At 65.7% G+C, this 13397-nt stretch carries 8 protein-coding genes; 2 read left to right on the top strand and 6 right to left on the bottom strand.

Annotated features, from left to right (window positions below; translation table 11 throughout):
* Window positions 1-430: 430 nt before the first annotated feature.
* Complete coding sequence (locus AC3DEZ_RS07040; RefSeq protein WP_488387563.1) at window positions 431-3688, top strand: ATP-binding protein; 3258 nt, start codon at window positions 431-433, stop codon at window positions 3686-3688.
* A gap of 375 nt (window positions 3689-4063) precedes the next feature.
* On the opposite strand, the gene AC3DEZ_RS07035 is transcribed toward AC3DEZ_RS07040, so the two are convergent.
* From AC3DEZ_RS07035 to AC3DEZ_RS07010, 6 genes are all read right to left on the bottom strand, one after another.
* Complete coding sequence (locus tag AC3DEZ_RS07035) at window positions 4064-5068, bottom strand: fimbrial protein (protein ID WP_488387562.1); 1005 nt, start codon at window positions 5066-5068, stop codon at window positions 4064-4066.
* A gap of 5 nt (window positions 5069-5073) precedes the next feature.
* Entirely contained in the window at window positions 5074-7647 is a 2574-nt protein-coding gene (locus AC3DEZ_RS07030) for a fimbria/pilus outer membrane usher protein (protein ID WP_488387561.1), read from the bottom strand.
* 103 nt (window positions 7648-7750) lie between these two features.
* A complete protein-coding gene (locus tag AC3DEZ_RS07025; RefSeq protein ID WP_488387560.1) occupies window positions 7751-8461 on the bottom strand; it encodes a fimbrial biogenesis chaperone in 711 nt (236 codons plus the stop codon).
* Window positions 8462-8545: 84 nt separating this feature from the next.
* The gene (locus AC3DEZ_RS07020) at window positions 8546-9112 is read right to left on the bottom strand and encodes a fimbrial protein (protein WP_488387559.1); all 567 of its coding nucleotides are present in this window, start codon (window positions 9110-9112) and stop codon (window positions 8546-8548) included.
* A 530-nt stretch (window positions 9113-9642) separates the two neighbouring features.
* Window positions 9643-10635, bottom strand: a complete 993-nt coding sequence (locus tag AC3DEZ_RS07015) for a fimbrial protein (RefSeq protein WP_488387558.1) — start codon at window positions 10633-10635, stop codon at window positions 9643-9645.
* A gap of 939 nt (window positions 10636-11574) precedes the next feature.
* On the bottom strand, window positions 11575-12261 hold the full coding sequence (locus AC3DEZ_RS07010; RefSeq protein WP_488387557.1) for a YggS family pyridoxal phosphate-dependent enzyme: 687 nt from the start codon (window positions 12259-12261) through the stop codon (window positions 11575-11577).
* Between the two features lie 95 nt (window positions 12262-12356).
* Here AC3DEZ_RS07010 and AC3DEZ_RS07005 point away from each other — a divergent pair, with 95 nt between their 5' ends.
* Window positions 12357-13394 carry a type IV pilus twitching motility protein PilT gene (locus AC3DEZ_RS07005; protein WP_447104921.1) on the top strand — a complete coding sequence of 346 codons (1038 nt, stop codon included), beginning with the start codon at window positions 12357-12359 and terminating at the stop codon, window positions 13392-13394.
* Window positions 13395-13397: the final 3 nt, after the last annotated feature.

Here is a 13397-nt window from a genome sequence, read left to right as displayed (position 1 = left end):
TCGTGCGCGGCCGCGCGCGGGCGGGCGTGGACCCGCTGCGCGTGCCGCGGGTCCATGTGCTCAACCAGCATCACCTGCTGCAGTTCTGGCTGAAACTGGAAACCCGCTACGGTGATCGCCCCTGATCCACGTCGTCATCGACGGGATGGCTGGACCTGCTTGCCGATGTCGTTGCCCGCGGGCATACCCCGGCTCCGGGGACCGCCGTCCTTCCGTCCCAGGCATTGAAGATGCGGTCCTTCGAGCGGGCGACACGGTGTACGCGGCGTTTCGTGGGGATGAATGTGAGGTCGGTTAGAATCAGGCTGCGTTCCGATCCGGAATCCACCCGCAGTTCCGGACACGCGGCCCGCGTCCCGACGCATCGCGCAGGGGCATGGATCCCCCGGCGCAGCCACACCCGGCGGGGGCCAGGAAGCCATCGCGACCCATGAAGAACACCCCGTTCGGACGCGTCACCCGCTCGGTCCGCTGGTTGCGGCTGGCGCTGTTTGGCATGGTGCCGCTGCTGATCATCCTGGTCGGCGGCCTGTACTGGGGCGCCCAGCGGATCGTTGCCCAGCAGCAGGAGAAGTTCGCCGTCCATTTCTCGTTGATGCTGCGCAACGTCGCCGAACATGAGCGTTTTCTGTGGCGCCTGCAGGACGAGAACGCGCGCCTGGCCGCGCTTCGCTTCAGCGACGCGGCATTCCTGCAGCGGATGCCGCTGGCCGGACGTCCCGGGTGGCGTCTGTACCGCGGGCAGGAGCAGGGCGTGCATCTGCCGTTTTCCCTGATCTGTGTCCCGCGGGATTGCCCGGACGAGAAAGACGACACCTGGGGCGTGGGCCAGTACCTGACCGATACCTACACGACGTTCTGGTCGACCGCGGCCCTGCCGTCCGGCGATGCGTTCCTGCTCGATCTCGACAGCAGCCTCAGCGCCGCCACGCCCGGCATCGGCGCGGATGCGGGAAGCATCCCGTTGACGGAGGCGCGTTTCCTCGCAGTCGATGCGCGGATCCGCCAGGCCCTCATCGAGTACACCGGACTGCGGGTGCGGAGTCATGGCCCGGTGGGCCGCGAAATCCTCTGGCTGCGCACACCGGAGCTGCCGGACGCGATGATCGGGGTCATCCGCGCGCCCATCCCGGCACAGACCTGGCACAGCGCGACCGGCCGACCCGCCGAGATCCATGCCGCCTCGCTGCTCAAGTTCGAGCGCACGACGCTTTACGAAGCCGCCACCGGCATGCCGTCCCACAGTGAATTCTGGTTGACCCATCGGGACTGGGATCTGCTGGTGGGAGCGGGCAGGGCGCCGGAGACCGATGCTCCCGAGTCGTTTTCGGACGGGCCGGTGCGCGAATACACCGCGCAAGGACTGGTGTTTCGTTTCGGCAGCCGCGATGGTCATTGGGAGGCCCACTACCGCATCGGCTATGCGCGCCTGTTCAGCGACGACCTGGAGCTGGCGCTGGCCGCCGGCGCGTTGCTGCTGCTGGGGCTGGCGGGCGTGGCCGCGTTCGTGCGCTGGTATGACCGACGCGTGATTGCGCCCGCGACGCTTGCCCAGCGTGACCTGATGGACAGCGAGGCGTTCAACCGCACCGTCATCGACACCACCCCGGTGGCCCTGTGCGTGCTCGAACGGACGTCCGGGCAGGTCGAGTTCGGCAATCAATTGGCCCGCGACTGGCTGGATCTGGCGGATGCCTCCGCGGATCAGGTGGAAGCGAGTCCGTCCTTGCAGCGCCTGCGCGAACGACTGGCGCGGGCGATGGGGCCGGGCACGATCGATGCCTTCGAGGCGCAGGATGGCCGGGTGCTGCAGGTCGCGTACGCGCCCACGCGCTACCGCAAGCAGGACGTGGTCCTGTGCGCGTTCACCGACATCAGCACCCGCGCGGAGATCGAACGCACGCTCGCCCGCGCCAAGCGCGAGGCCGATCGCGCCAGTGCCGCCAAGTCGACCTTTCTGGCCACCATGAGCCATGAAATCCGCACGCCGCTCTACGGCGTGCTGGGAACGCTGGAACTGCTCGAACTCACCCCGCTGAACGCCGAGCAGCAGCGGCATCTGGAAACCATCAAGGGTTCCTCGGACATCCTGCTCCAGCTCATCAGCGACATCCTCGACACCACCCGCATCGAGACCGGGCAGATGGCGCTGGAGTCGGAAGAATTCAGTCCCCGGCTGCTGGTGGAAGACGCGGTGGCCGCCTACGCGGCGATGGCGGGGCAGAAGCAATTGCTGCTGTTCGCCGCCGTGGATCCGGAGGTGCCGGCGACGCTGCGAGGCGATTCGGGGCGGATCCGCCAGATTCTCAACAACCTGATCAGCAACGCCATCAAGTTCACCGGATCCGGCCATGTGATCGTGCGCCTGCGTGTCAATGGAGAACAGGCGGGCAAGACCCTGATCGACATTGAAGTGGAAGACACCGGCGTCGGCATCGACGCCGAACATCGCGCGCATCTGTTCGATCCGTTCTATCAGATCGATGCGGGCGAACATGAGTTCCGTGGCGCCGGCCTGGGCCTGTCCATCTGCATGCAGCTGGCGAAGCTGATGGGCAGCCGGATCGAACTGGCCAGCGCGCCGGGCGCCGGCAGCCGGTTCTCGCTGGCGCTCGCGCTGGAACGCGATGACGACGCGGAGGCGCCGCCGGAACCGACGCTGGCTGGCACGCGCGTGCAGGTGCGCGCCGCGCATCCGGAGCTGACCGACAATCTTTGCCGCTGGCTGCGGCTCTGGGGCGCGCAAGCACAGCCGGCCGGTTCCCCGCCGCAGGCATCCGGTCCCGACGACGTGCTGCTCGATGTCATGCTGACCGACGCCACGCCGCCGCCGGAATGGCAAGGTCGCCACGTCGTGGCCGGGAGCGCATCGGCCACTCCCCTGTCGACCCTGACGGCGGATGGACACCGGCTGGAGAGCATCGTCAATGCCATCGCCGTCAGCCTGCGCGGTGACGTGAGCACCGGTGCGCATCAGGCGCGCAATCTGCCCGAACCCTTGCGGATGCGCGTGCTGATCGCCGAGGACAACCCGATCAACCGGGCGACCCTGGCGCACCAGCTGCAATTGCTGGAATGCACGGTCACCGTGGCGGCCGATGGCGTGGAAGCACTCGCGCGCTGGCGCGAACAGGGACCGTTCGATGTGGTCCTGACCGACGTCAACATGCCGCGCCTCGATGGCTACGGGCTGGCGCGCGCCATCCGCGCGGAGGACGCAGGGGTGCGCATCGTCGGCGTGACCGCCAATGCCATGCGCGAGGAGGAGGCCAAGTGCCGGGAAGCAGGCATGAATGCCTGGCTCGTCAAGCCGATTGGACTGCGCACGCTGTCCCGGCACCTGCGCGGTGGCGCGGGCAAAGACGCCGGCAAGACGATGCCGGTGCCGCGGCCGCTGCCCGACCGCGATGAAACGGACCTGCCGCCCCAGTTCGCCGGACTGTTCAACGATGCCATGGGCAGTGATATCGCCCGGGCTCGCGACGCGCTGGCCGTGCGGCGAGCCGACGATCTGCTCGCCACCCTGCACCGGATGCGCGGGGCGATGGCGATGATGCGGATGGCCGACCTGATTGCCCGTTTTGAACAACTGGAAGAACGCATCCGCGGCGATGGTCTGGATGAGCGTGTGGTTGGCGATGTGGAGGCCGCCCTGCGGTCACTGGAAACGGCGTTGATGGCCCCGTGATGCTGCTGCGTGCGGACGCGCTTGCTGGAAAGTAGCGTCCGCGCGGTGGAAGACGGGGCGTGCTTTGATACAAGGCGTGGACCTTTCCTCGTCCCTTCCCTGGGCGGGAGAGAGGGACTTCGACATCCATTGGATCGAAGCACAAAAAAATGCCCTCCTTTGAAACAAGAGGGCAGTTCCTCCACGGACCGGAGGACGGGGAATTTGCTTCTGGTATGGAAAGCAATCGATTTTCAACGCCAGATGGCGGGTCAATCCCCCCAAAAGTGGGTCAGGGTGCGACCGCGGGACGACAGATCAGATTCACGCGCTCATAGCTCGGCGCCGGATTGGCCAGAGGCGACTGCCCATCGAAAGTCGCCGGCCCCGCAGGGGCTAGTTGTACTCAAGTACATAGGTGATCGTGGCATCGCCAGCGCCGGCTTTGACCTCACCGCCACTGGGGGCATAGCGCGCGTGCCCCGAGAAGCGGTAGACCTCGGCATCGGGGTCGCGGCGCAACCAGGACAGGTTGATGGCGCTGTTCTTGGCAAAGGGCAGCTTGTTGATGCCTTGGTCGTCGGTCAGTTCGATGCCCACACCCGTTGCCGTGCCCGGATCGCCAGCGCCGGTGAGCGCCAGCAGACCGTTCTGCGTTTTACCCTCGAAGTAGATCTTGACTGCCGGCTTCCGCGTGAACTCCGGACTCTTGCAGCTCACTTCGAAAGAGAAGTTCTTCTTGGGTATTGCGTTCTGGCGGATGAGGGAGGTGGTGGCCTTGCCCAGAGGTACGTCGATGCTCCTGGCTGCCGATGCGCAGCTCTCGAAATAGATCCTGTTCACCAGCGTCGTGGTCGAGGAGGAGTATCGATACGTCACCGGAGCAAGACCGCCAAACTTCCACTCCGCGGTGAAGGACAGCGTTACCGATCCCGAACCGACCGCCGTGCCAGTGCGAATGAATTCGATCCAGATGTAATTATTCAGTGGCCAAATGATTGCCCCCCCCACCACCCCTTCGAAGTCGGCACGGAAGTCGGGGTTTGAGTTATTGCTGCTGCTGCCAATGCGCACACCGATTCCTTCCACATTGGTCGCGTAGATGCCCGCACCATTGGATACGAGGCCATCGACGTTTGCCTTGAAGCTGAAGGGCTCCCCTACGCTGCAGAGCCAGCTAATACCGCTTATCGGTACGAGCAGAGGCCGCCGTACCAGGACCTGGCCAATGTCGGCCCTGGCGATCTCCAGTGTGGAAGGCAGCCTGGGGACGTTGTATGAGCTCTGCGGAGTTGGGCCATTCCATTGGCATACGGCAAATGCCGTATTCGAGGCGACCAGCAGGCTTACAAAAAGAACGGCAATCCAGCCATGTTTCATCGTCATATTGAAGTGCTCCATGGCGGTCAGAGTGGTTGCTTGACGGGGGAGGGGCGGCAGGTCAGCTCCACGCGCTCGTAGGTCAGCGCGGGGTTGGCCGGCGGCAGTTGGAAATCGATGGTGCAGGCGCCACCGTTCCAGCGCACGTCCAGGCGACCCTGATCACCCACGCCGAACACCAGTGCGCGGGATTGGTTGTCAATCATGCCCAGCGCCTTGTCGTCGAGGTCGTAGACCATCGCGCCGAACGGCAACGCGCTGCCATCGTCCCGGCGCAGCTGAATCTGCACGCGTCGGCCGGTTTCGACGTTGTAGCGTGCCTTGGCGATGGCGCCACGGGTCGGCACCAGTCGCAGCGAACTGTCGATCACCTCGGTGCTGCTGCCCAGGGTGTGGGTGTCCAGATTGAGGGGGTTGAGGCGATAGGGCTGCAGGTACGGCACCACCGCGTAGCCGCGACGGTTGGTGCGCACGCCGTTCCAGCCGGAGACGCCCACGCCGCGGGTCTTGGGCACCTCGATCAGGCCGAAGGTCTCGCCGACCGGCTGGCCCAGGGTCACGCCACCGCGATGCACCACCAGCGAACCGGAGGCGTTGAAATCCGCGCGACGGGTGTCGTTGCCGTAGGCGTAGCCGCCACTCAGGCGAGCCAGCGGCGCATCCCAGCTGACGTTGGCGCTGGCGGTGGTGCCGCCGCCGTCCTGATGGCCGGCCTGCAACGAGTAATTGACCGCGTTGCCGTCGTCCAGATAGCCCGACAGGCCCGCCTGCACACTGTTGCTGCCGTGTTGGGACGACACGCTGCTGGCGTACAGATTGTGGGTACGCCCGCGCAGGCCGCGCCCGCCCAGCGGCACGCTCAGCGAAGCGGTCAACTGGGTGTCGGAGCGACGGGTCGAGGAGAGCGCGGAATCGTCGCGGGTACGCGCCAGCGCCAGGTTGTAGCTGGCCATGCCCCAGCGGCCGTTGTAGCCGAACTGGACATTGCGGGTGCGTCCGGGTGTGTTCCAGTAACGGGTATCGCCCGCGTTGAAGTACAGCGAGCCACGCGATCCCAGCATCTGGTTGACGTTGAAATCCAGCCGGCTCTTCTGGGTATGGAAACCCCAGTCGTCCGGCCGGGCCACCTGCTGCACATGCTCGCCGAAGGTGCGGTAGCCCTCGGTGGAGTAGCGGTAGCCCGCCATGGTCAGCGTGGTCTGGGTGCCGGTCAGGGTCTTGGCGTACAGGAAGCGCGCGCTGTAGCCCTGATCGGTCTGTCCGCCGGGCAGGCGCGAGCGGCTGCCAGTGACGTCCAGCGACACGCCGCCCAAGCGCGAGTTCAGGCCGACGCCCAGATTGACCGCGTGGAAATCCTCGGCCAGCTGCACGCCGCCGTAGGTGGTCAGGTTGTCGGTGGCGCCGTAGACCAGCGTGCCCTGTGCGAAGCCCGGGGTTTCCAGATCGGTGCCGTTGCGGTATTCACCGGCGGTCGCGCTGTAGCGCAGGTTGCCGCGACGGACCATGACCGGCAGCGCCGCGTAGGCCTGGGTGAACTCGCGCACCCGGCCGTCCGCTTCCAGCACCTTGATCTGCAGGTCGCCGTTGGAACCATTGGGATAGAGGTCGCGGATTTCGAACGCGCCCGGCGTCACCGCGACGGAATGGATCAGATAGCCGTTCTGGCGGATCTCCACCGTCGCGTTGGTTTCGGCGACGCCACGCACAATCGGCGCGTAGCCGTTCAATTCGCTCGGCAGCATGCCCTGGTCGGTGGACAGCTGCACGCCGCGGAAGCGCAGGCTGTCGAACACGTCGCCGGGGGTGTACAGATCGCCCACGGCCAGCTTGCTGTTCCAGCCGGCGATGTCGCGTTCCAGATAGGTGCGCTGGCTGCGGAAGCGGCGTTGCCCGTTGCTGTCGCTGAACGAGGCATCGTTGCGCAGACGCCAGCCGCCCAGGTTCAGGCCGCTGCGCAGGGCCACGTAGCGGTAATCGCTGCTCTGGCCCTGGTGGGTGTTGCGGGTGATATTCGCCTGATAGTTGACGTGGAACGCGTTGACGCCGGTGTCCCACAACGAGCGATCCACCACGCTGCGCGAGAGCCGCGGCACATAGGCCTGCGGAATGCTGATCATCAGCGCCAGCTCGTTGGGATCGAACTCGGCCCGCGCGCCCGGCAGCATCGCGGCCACGTCGAGCGGCGTCTGATCGTCGGCATCGGCCGCGATCAGGCCTTCCTGTCGCAGGCGCGCGATGTCCACGCCCAGGTCCTGCAACAGTCCCAGCGGGATCACCGGCAGCACATGCCCCTGGGCGTTGGCGGCGAACAGGATCTCCCGTCGCTGCTTGAGCGCCAGGTTGAGGTACACGTCCACCCGGTAGCTGCCCGGCGCCAGCGCATTGCCCTGCTCGAAGTACCGCAGGTCCGCGCCACCGCCTCCGCTGCGCTGGAGGAAGTGCATGTTGAATTCCATTTCGCCGCCCAGCCCGCCGCCCATGTCGGCGCCGGCGCCGCCGCCGGCCAGGGCCACCGGGGCATACAGGCCCAGCAGGCCCAGGCACGAGGCGCCGGAGCGCAGCGCCAGGCTCAGTTTGGTCTTTCTGCGCGAGCGGGGCATGGTGTGGCCTCCTGGCCTGGCCGCGGCCAAGGCATCAATGGAAATCGGGTGGTGGGAAGTGCCGGGGATTCACGGAGCCCGGCATCCGATGCGGTGTTGCGTATCAGCGGCCAAGCGCGCCGCTCAGTGCGACGATGCCGCCGTAGTCGTTGACGACCTCGTAGTCGACCTTGGCGCCGGTGGGGCGGCCCGCGGCGCCATCCAGCGCGAACACTTCGGTGGCGCCCGGCGCCACCATGCGGGTGTCGCCCTTGTAGCGGCCCCCGTCCAGCGTCGCGCTGACAAACGACACGTGATAGGCCGAGGCGTTGCGGGCTTCCAGCGCGGGTTTGCCGGCGCGGTCGACCAGTCGCCACTGGATCTGCTGGGCGGCGGCGTCCGGTGTACCCGGCAGGCCGGCCGGGCGATAGAACACCTTCAGGCGCTGGCGCACGGCCAACTGCAGGGTGTTCTCTTCCTTGGTCTTGGGCGGGATTTCCTGCACCGAGAGCCAGAACACCGACTCGCGATCGGTTGGCAGGCCCTGGCCCTGGTAGAAGATGCGCAACATCTGCTGCTTGCCTGCGGCCAGCCGGCCCAGCGAGGGCGTGAGCGCAAAGGGCAGATCGGTGGAGGCGGTGGCGCCGTCGCCGGATTCGAGCCAGGACTGGATCATCACGTCCTGCGCGTCGGGGTTGCCCACCGCGATGGCGGCTTCCTGCGCGGGGGCCTCCATGATGAGACGGGTGCCGGCGACGGTGATGCCGGCGTTGGCCAGCGACGACAGCAGCAGCAGGCTGCCGGCCAAGCCGGCGCGGGCTGCTTGGAAGGACATGTTCATGGCGATGCGTCGTTGAGAAAAGGGGATGAAACGGAAGCAAAGGGGAGGAGAGGGAATGCCCTCTCCTCCATCCCGGACTTAGTGGTATTCCAGGACGAACGGCAGGGTGGCGTTGGCGACACCCTCGGTGATCGCGCCGCCGGTCTTCACGTACGCGGCGCCCAGGCTCAGGTTGGTGGAGTGCTTTTCCGGGCTCGAACCATCGATCTTGGTCAGGTCCGAAGACACGTAGTAGCCGGCGTTGGCCAGATCGATCTTCTTGTTGTCGCTGTCCAGCAGGGCGATGGCCACGTTGGCGGCGCCGCCGGTGACATTCAACGTGCCGTTGGCGCCCAGACCGGTGCCTTCGGCCGGACGGAAGTACATATGCAGCTTCTTGGCGGTACCGACATCACCGCATTCCAGCGTCAGGCCGATGTTCTTGACGCCGACAAAGCTGGCGCTGTTCGGCTCGTTGCTGATGCTGTCCACGGTGACGGTGCCCATGTCGACCGCGATGGCCGGCTTGGTGGTTTCGCCGGTGGAGGTGCAGGCGGAGGCGATGACCTTGCCGGTGAAGTTGATCTGGCCGTCGGCGGCCATCGCCGAGTTGGCGGCCGCGCCGGCGAGCGCCAGCACCAGAAGTCCCTTGAGGGATTTGGACATGTTGCGGTTCCTTTTGTTGGTTGGTGGAAAGGAGCCGCAAGTGTGAGTTGGGAGTCCTGTTCACCGAATAGGAATCGTCCGAAAATTTTTGGAAAGCGTCGTAGTGATGGGGCTTTCGGGTTCAATACGTGAACGGATGTTAGGAGTCCTGTCGATAGCTCGGGGAGCAGGGAAATTCCCGTGCCGCCACGCGGATGGACGCTCATGACGTGTACGCGCACCCACATGCGCCTGTCCGGTGGTGTTCATCGTTTCCGGCAGGCAGGCGCGATGAAGGAGGAGGTCGGCCACGCAATCGACAGGGGGCGACAAGGAAAGAAGCGCGCGCAGGTGTTCGATCAGGGCGGTAGTGCGCCAAGGGGGGCAACGAGAAGTCCCGTCTAGTGGACCCGGCGGGACGTACGCCCCTTTTTGCGACACGCTTCAACCGCCGGATGGCGGGTCAAGGGAGGAGAGGAACGACAGGCTGCCCGGGATGATTTGAATCAGGGCTTCTTTTGCGAAAGGGAGGAACGACGAATGCCCCGGGGCTAGTTGTACTCCAGCACATACACCAGATGCGCATCGGCCTGCCCGGGCGTCACGGCGCCGCCGCTGGGCACATAGCGCGCGGTTCCGGAAAAACCGTAGCGATGGCCATTGGGAAGCTTGGCTTGCCAATCCATCGGGACGGCACGTTCGCGGGCGAACGGCAGGGCGACGTGCTTGTCACTGAGCAACTCGATGCCCACGCCCGCCGCAACGCCCGGCTTTCCCGAGTCCTGCAATTTCAACAGCCCATCCCCGACGGCATCGCCTTCGAAGTAGACCTTCACCGCCGGGGCGGAAGCCACATTCATGCCGTCGCAATTGACCGTGAAGGAAAACGCATGCGACGCCCCCCTGCCTGCCTGGACCTGCGTGGTCATGACCTGGCCCATCCGGACTTCCTGGGTGGGCAGGTTGGACACGCAGGCACTGTAATAGCTGTTGTGGGTGAGATTGAAACGCAGGTTGGCGCCGGCGAACGGCACGACCGTCTCCACCGGGGTCGGAATGTGGAGAGCGGCGTGATAGTTGAACGCAACACTGCCTTTACCCACTGCCATGCCGGTACGGATGAATTCGACGTCGGCGTTGTAGGGGAGGCTGAGTATCGAACTTTTGGCGAATTCGCTGCTTTCGAACGGGGGATAGCGCGTTTCCGGCCACCCACCCATATAGGACGTATGAAAGCCGATGCGGATGCCCACGCCCTCCACGGACGTCTGATAGACATTCGACTGGGAGCCCGGTGGCAGGGACATGCTGGTGACCGCCATGCGGTACACGGAGCTGCGGCCGCAACTGAAATTGCCCATGCCGCCACTCACGCGGAGGGTCGCTTTCGCCATCACTCCACCGATGGGCGCATGGGCCAGGGTGATGTTTCCACTCTCGAGGACAATCGTCTGGGCAAGATTGGGCGCGTTGTTGGGCCAGGCGTCGCACGCGGCCTGGGCGGTCATCGGCAGCAGCACGGAGCCCAACAACAGGGGCAGCATCCACAGGCGCGGCGATGACAGGCGATGTGTTCTCACGTGAACCTCGTTGAGGTGGCCGGGATGGCGGGTTTCTGCCTGTTTCCCGCGATCCCGGTGGCCGCGGACATCCTCTTTGCCGGGGGATGAAGGGAAAAAGGGCAGGAACGGGGGCCATGAAGATCGACGACCGCGCTGGAAGTGAGACGATTCTCCGTTCGCGACGCCGTCATCGGCATCGGAATTTTCCTAAACACGCCTGCGATGGCGGTGGTGATTCAGAAACAAGGACGATGTCGACGGACAGCCCCCCTTGCGCGCGCTGGATGCGACGGGGGCCGCATGGAAAGCGGTGCGCCCGGGAGATGAGCGGTTTCGGACAGTTCCTAGAGACGCAGACCGGTCGAATCCCGAACATGCCGGTCCTTCGTTCAACGGCTGCGCGGCGCTTCCACCGGGGACTCGCGCATCACCAGGCCGCGCGTGCGGCCCCTCGCCATCAGCCGAGGGGGCACGGAGAAGACACCTTCGGCAGGTCACGGCGCGAATCCGCGCGCTTTGATCATGGCCGGCGTGGCCCTTGCCGCCAGCGGAATCCGCGTCGGTCGGTGTCTGCCCCCCGCGAGGGCCGGACATCGTCCCCGTGTTTCCACCATCGGTAGGGAACGACCGCTCCGGATTATCCGGCGTCAGCGGGATCACGCACGGAAAGACATCCGTGCGTCACGCCCGACCGCGGACATCCTGTCCGGACAATCAGAAGGATGGTGGCAGCCGCCGCCGACCGCGAACCGTCGCCGTGCAGGGGGAAAAACATGGCGACGGTTGCGGCCGGGCTGGCGCTCCCATCCGGCGGGGCGTCATCGCCTTCCCCTCGATGCTGGAATCCGAAACGCCAGTGGCTGCCGCGCCGGATGCGGACACCGGCGGGAACGTTCCTGCGGTCCCTTTCAGGGCTTCCACCTAAACCGCCTTCGGCGCCCGCCGGCCGAACAGGGCGGTGCCGATGCGCACGGTGGTGGCGCCTTCGACGATGGCGATCGGGTAGTCGTCGCTCATGCCCATCGACAGCGTGTCCATCAGCGGATGCCGGGCGGCGAGTTCATCGAACAGCGCCTTCATCCGTCGGAACGCGGGCCGTCGCCGCTCCACCTCCGCGTGCGGGGCGGGAATGCACATCAGGCCGCGCAGGCACAAGCGCGGTTCGGCGGCGATGGCGGCGGCCAGGGCCGGAACGTCTTCCGGCGCACAACCGTGCTTGCTGGCCTCGTCGTCGATGTTGACCTGGACGAGCACGTTCAGCGGTGGCCGATCCGCCGGTCGATGCCGTGCCAGCGCGGCCACCAGCTTGGTCCGGTCCACCGTCTCCACCCAGTCGAACAGCACCGCGGCCAGGTCGGCCTTGTTGGATTGCAGGTGCCCGATCAGATGCCAATCCAGGGAAAGCTCGACCAGTTCACGGACCTTGGTGGCCGCTTCCTGCACATAATTCTCGCCAAACGACCGCTGCCCGGCGGCGGCCAGCGCGGCCACCGCCGCGGCCGGCTGGGTCTTGGACACGGCCAGCAGGCGGGGGGCTGGCCGATGCGCGGCATCCGCAGCGTTTTCAATACGTTGCAGGGTGTCGCGAAGGGTATCGGCGAGCGTCATCCGGGGGCGGTTGGAAGGTCATTGGGGAGCGCTATACTGCCCTTCGGGGCAGCATCGTTCCAGTTTTGCAGCACTATTTCGGGGAAGGCAAACGTATGGATATCGCCGAGCTGTTGGCGTTTTCGGTCAAGAACAAGGCATCGGACCTGCATCTGTCGGCAGGCCTGCCGCCGATGATCCGCGTCGACGGCGACGTCCGCCGCATCAACATTCCGGCCCTGGACCACAAGCAGGTCCACGCGCTGGTCTACGACATCATGTCGGACAAGCAGCGGCGCGACTTCGAAGAATTCCTGGAAGTGGACTTCTCGTTCGAGATTCCCAGCCTGGCCCGCTTCCGCGTCAACGCGTTCAACCAGAACCGCGGCGCCGGCGCGGTGTTCCGCACCATTCCCTCCGATGTGCTGACCCTGGAAGACCTGGGCTGCCCGCCGCTGTTCCGCGACCTCATCGCCCAGCCGCAGGGCCTGATCCTGGTGACCGGTCCGACCGGTTCGGGCAAGTCGACCACGCTGGCGGCGATGATCGATCACATCAACAAGAGCGAGTACGCGCACATCCTGACGGTGGAAGACCCCATCGAGTTCGTGCATACCTCGCAGAAATGCCTGATCAACCAGCGCGAAGTGCACCGCGACACCCACGGCTTCAACGAGGCGCTGCGTTCGGCGCTGCGCGAGGACCCGGATTACATCCTGGTGGGCGAATTGCGTGACCTGGAAACCATCCGGCTGGCGCTGACCGCCGCCGAAACCGGCCACCTGGTGTTCGCCACCCTGCATACCAGTTCGGCGGCCAAGACCATCGACCGCATCATCGACGTGTTCCCGGCCGGCGAAAAGCCGATGGTCCGCTCGATGCTGTCCGAATCGCTGCGCGCGGTGATCAGCCAGGCGCTGCTGAAGAAGGTCGGCGGCGGCCGTACCGCGGCCTGGGAAATCATGGTCGGCACCCCCGCCATCCGCAACCTGATCCGCGAGGACAAGGTGGCGCAGATGTACTCGGCCATCCAGACCGGACAGCAGTACGGCATGATGACCCTGGACCAGCACCTGCAGGATCTGGTCAAGCGCAGCCTGGTCACCCGCCAGCAGGCCAAGGAATACGCGAAGGACAAGCGGTTGTTCGAGTGAAGC

Source organism: Pseudoxanthomonas sp. 134C1, from assembly GCF_057773065.1.
Note: the sequence above shows the minus strand (reverse complement) of the source record. Positions and strands in the feature narration are given on the sequence as shown.

Bases quoted from the DNA above. Each gene is read 5' to 3' on its own strand.
- AC3DEZ_RS07040 (WP_488387563.1), top strand. From the start codon at position 431: ATGAAGAACACCCCGTTCGGACGCGTCACCCGCTCGGTCCGCTGGTTG.
- AC3DEZ_RS07035 (WP_488387562.1), bottom strand. From the start codon at position 5,068: ATGGAGCACTTCAATATGACGATGAAACATGGCTGGATTGCCGTTCTT.
- AC3DEZ_RS07030 (WP_488387561.1), bottom strand. From the start codon at position 7,647: ATGCCCCGCTCGCGCAGAAAGACCAAACTGAGCCTGGCGCTGCGCTCC.
- AC3DEZ_RS07025 (WP_488387560.1), bottom strand. From the start codon at position 8,461: ATGTCCTTCCAAGCAGCCCGCGCCGGCTTGGCCGGCAGCCTGCTGCTG.
- AC3DEZ_RS07020 (WP_488387559.1), bottom strand. From the start codon at position 9,112: ATGTCCAAATCCCTCAAGGGACTTCTGGTGCTGGCGCTCGCCGGCGCG.
- AC3DEZ_RS07015 (WP_488387558.1), bottom strand. From the start codon at position 10,635: ATGCTGCCCCTGTTGTTGGGCTCCGTGCTGCTGCCGATGACCGCCCAG.
- AC3DEZ_RS07010 (WP_488387557.1), bottom strand. From the start codon at position 12,261: ATGACGCTCGCCGATACCCTTCGCGACACCCTGCAACGTATTGAAAAC.
- AC3DEZ_RS07005 (WP_447104921.1), top strand. From the start codon at position 12,357: ATGGATATCGCCGAGCTGTTGGCGTTTTCGGTCAAGAACAAGGCATCG.